Source organism: Rhodococcus sp. (in: high G+C Gram-positive bacteria) (genome assembly GCF_049286785.1).
Classification (GTDB): domain Bacteria; phylum Actinomycetota; class Actinomycetes; order Mycobacteriales; family Mycobacteriaceae; genus Rhodococcus_F.
Window position 1 is genome coordinate 1 of the sequence record NZ_JBAQEO010000015.1, and the last position, 1,946, is coordinate 1,946.

A 1,946-nucleotide genomic window follows, 5' to 3' on the forward strand; every position below is an offset into this window, starting at 1 on the left:
CGTCTCACCGGCCGCTGCACTCATCGGCACATAATGTCACGCCAGATTCGTATTGACCGCCAAGGCGCGGTGTCGAAGTCACTCCCAGAGAGCCGGCCGGCTAGCAACAGCGAGTCAGCAGGGCATCATCCTGGCAAATTGCGAGTTGTCCACTGCAGCACCGCGTGCTCAAGACAACAGCCCACGCAGCACGCGTACAAATCTGCGCGGCTTGACAGCCCCAAAGCGGCAATTGCCCGGCCGCGAGCGCCGATCACCGAGCGTTGCGGCGAGAACCATTCGCACTGCTCACGTCGGATTCGCCAGTACGCGGCTGCCCCGACGACGAGGGTGCCGGGGGACCTCCCCACCCCCAGGGGTCCAGTGTGGGTCGTCCACATCATGACCGAAGCGCGTGGTATGAGTGTCGCATGGATGACGAACAGGGCGCACGCATGCGGCGGATCCTCTGGATACTCGGTGGCGTAGCGGCCGTGGTTCTACTCCTCTCCGGAGTCGGTAACGGCGTGACCCTGATTGAGCTGACATTCTTCGCGATCGTCATAGGTGTCGGCGCTGTCATCTTCTTCGCGATCCGCGCTCTCGTCCGCATTGGGGACAAGCATCCACCCCCAGTGCAATTCGTGACTCCACCAACTCAGGGTATGGCTCCGGGCTGGTATCCGGATCAACAGGACCCTACGCAAAACCGTTGGTTCAACGGCTCCGAGTGGACCTCCGCCACTTTGCCCCGGCAGTAAGTGACCCAGCGTCGAGCCTGACGGCGAGAACACCAGCGCCGAGCACGGCCCTCCCCGGTGCAATACCGTGGCCGTGCTCGACGCTGACGCGCTAGAACCTATTCGGCGGGGTCGAGGTACTTCCCGATGCCGCGATCGATCACAGGCTCGGCGGCACGGTGTGCGTCCCGCTCCGTCCGTCTGCGCTCGTTCTCTGCTCGGATGCCGTCACGGTCGCGGGCCCTCCGGGTCCGCTCGGCCGCTTCCGGTGTCGACTGCACCACGCGCACCTTCCGCGCGCGCTGCGCCTTCCCCGCCTGTGCCAGCGTCTCGTACTGGACCGACTGCCCGGGCTCGTCGAGGTAGCGGCCGAAGCCGTTGGCGCTCACAGCGCTACCGCGGTCTCGACGTCGGGACGCTCGTCGGCGGGCAGCGAGACCCACCAGTCCAGGACGTCGCGAGCGGTGTCGGTCTCGGCGGTCGGCTCCCCGGCGAACTGCTGGGACCAGGCCACGCGTCCGACGTCCGCCTTGGTGCGACCCTGTCCGTCTCGCGAAGCGAGTGTGTCCGCCGAGAGATGCGGGTTGGTGATGTCGCCGAAGCCCCAGCCGAGCGCGATCGCAACCCACAGCCGGGCCCGCTGCGCGTCGAGCCAGCGTGCGCCGAGTTCCTTCGCCTCCCGCCACTCGTCGACCGCGTCGAGTTCGATCGCCTGCTCGGCGTTCTCGACGTCGCGTATCGCCTCGAGGACGCGCTCGGCGTCGGAGAGGATGCCGCGCAACTCGGTGTCGACGATTGCCCACAGGTCCCGCTCGGCGTCGCGTACCCGTGCGCTGTGGGCTTCCGCCTGTAGCCGCGTCAGGCGAAAGTGTGCGCCGACTGCGGCGTCCGAGCGTTCCTGGGCCCGCCGGACGGTCGCGAGATCCTCGAGGAGATCGGTCGAAACCTTCTCCCTGCGGCCCGCCTGCTCGAGCGCTGCGGCCAGGACGTCGTCCTCGGTCACGCTCGCCGCTTCCCGCACGGACTCGTCGAGGCGGTGCCGAACCTTGCGGAACGGGTCCGCGATCCCGGCGAAGTCGAGCCGGTCGCGGATCTGCTCGCCTGCTGGTCCGACGAGGTCCGGTGTCAGCCAGACGCGCGGCTTCGCCTGCGGACGCGTGTCGAAATGCTCGGTGCTGCTCTCGCCCGCGAAGTCGTAAGTGGTGCTGGTCATGTGTGCTCCTCTGT

The 1,946-nt window shown here is 67.4% G+C and carries 3 protein-coding genes; 1 reads left to right on the plus strand and 2 read right to left on the minus strand.

The features are described from left to right. The first annotated feature begins 410 nt into the window (after nt 1-410). Entirely contained in the window at nt 411-740 is a 330-nt protein-coding gene (locus tag WAW17_RS00600) for a DUF2510 domain-containing protein (protein ID WP_422331092.1), read from the plus strand. Nucleotides 741-838: 98 nt separating this feature from the next. Here WAW17_RS00600 and WAW17_RS00605 read toward each other — a convergent pair whose 3' ends face one another. Beyond that, the gene (locus tag WAW17_RS00605) at nt 839-1,108 is read right to left on the minus strand and encodes a hypothetical protein (RefSeq protein WP_422331093.1); all 270 of its coding nucleotides are present in this window, start codon (nt 1,106-1,108) and stop codon (nt 839-841) included. After that, nucleotides 1,105-1,932, minus strand: a complete 828-nt coding sequence (locus tag WAW17_RS00610; RefSeq protein ID WP_422331094.1) for a hypothetical protein — start codon at nt 1,930-1,932, stop codon at nt 1,105-1,107. The genes WAW17_RS00605 and WAW17_RS00610 overlap by 4 nt, the downstream gene beginning before the upstream one ends. Between the last annotated feature and the right edge of the window lie 14 nt (nt 1,933-1,946).

What these genes read in the sequence shown, in the direction of transcription:
- WAW17_RS00600 (WP_422331092.1), top strand. Translation starts at nt 411, where the DNA reads ATGGATGACGAACAGGGCGCACGCATGCGGCGGATCCTCTGGATACTC.
- WAW17_RS00610 (WP_422331094.1), bottom strand. Translation starts at nt 1,932, where the DNA reads ATGACCAGCACCACTTACGACTTCGCGGGCGAGAGCAGCACCGAGCAT.